This window comes from Ruegeria sp. ANG10 (assembly GCF_040705255.1).
Taxonomy (GTDB): Bacteria; Pseudomonadota; Alphaproteobacteria; order Rhodobacterales; family Rhodobacteraceae; genus Ruegeria.
On sequence record NZ_JBFCVU010000031.1, the window covers coordinates 1 to 1,041 of the forward strand.

The 1,041-nt window shown below is 57.0% G+C and carries 1 pseudogene; it reads left to right on the plus strand.

The window, feature by feature from the left end:
- Positions 1–716 (plus strand): annotated as a pseudogene (locus tag AB1A64_RS22335) (recombinase family protein); the annotation flags it as partial.
- Between the last annotated feature and the right edge of the window lie 325 nt (positions 717–1,041).

The following is a 1,041-nucleotide window of genomic DNA, read 5'->3' on the forward strand; positions in this document are numbered from 1 at the left end:
ACCCCACACGCAAAGGTCGACGGTTGCGCTACTATGTCTCCAACAGATTGATCTCGGGCGGAAAGGATATCTCGGGCTGGCGACTGCCCGGCCCGGCGCTGGAACACGCAGTCATTGATGTCATCGTCAGACATCTGCAAGACGCGGCCGCAACGCACCAGGTACTGGCGCAGCCCGAGGACGGGTCAGCCGCGGTGATCCAGACGTCAATTGCAGATTTAGTGACCCGGCTCCAGCGCCAAACCGGTCAGGTCGGCGCTGCTATTCTGGCCAACGGCAGAATTGCACGAGGACAGATCGACCTCGAATTGAACCGAAAAGCACTGGGAAGTGCACTTGGCATAGCTGCGGACCATCTGCACCCGGATCTTACACACGTCACAGCATCCTTCGATCTGCGCCGTCGCGGCGTAGAGGCCAAGGTCATCGCCGGAGACATGGCACCCCAACCCGATCCCCATCTCCGGTCAATGCTGATCCGCGCCCATGGCTGGGCCCGTGATCTGAAAGCCGGAGTTCAACTGATGGAGATTGCACGCCGCGAAAGCGTCCCCGGCGCCTTCATCCGCACCCGCGCCAAGCTCGCGTTTCTCTCACCTAAGATTCAAGCCGCGATTCTCGACGGGACCCAACCACCCGAACTCACACTCAAGCGTCTGGTCAGCGTGACCCACCCAATTGATTGGACTGAACAGGAGCGCCTGTTCGGCTTCTGACACCTTCAGATCCGGAGTCCCTGATACAGGGTTCGCCCTCCCTGATCCGATTAAACATTTCCCTGTTCTCTCAAGAGAATTCCCTGCTTCACGTTTTTGGGAATTTGCAGGATAAACCTCTGTAAAATATGCGGTTCTGACCCGAGAAATGACGGAACTCAGACCCTTTTCGCGAAATTTCCCTGTAAATTACTGGGTATCAGGGAAATTCGCCCCAAAGCGACCCCGCCAAAATGCGCTACTGAGACTAGAGCAGGAATTGCAATCTGAGTGTACGGTGTGCGCTGTCTCTGATTGAAAGCGCGCGTTCCAACGCGCGGGAATT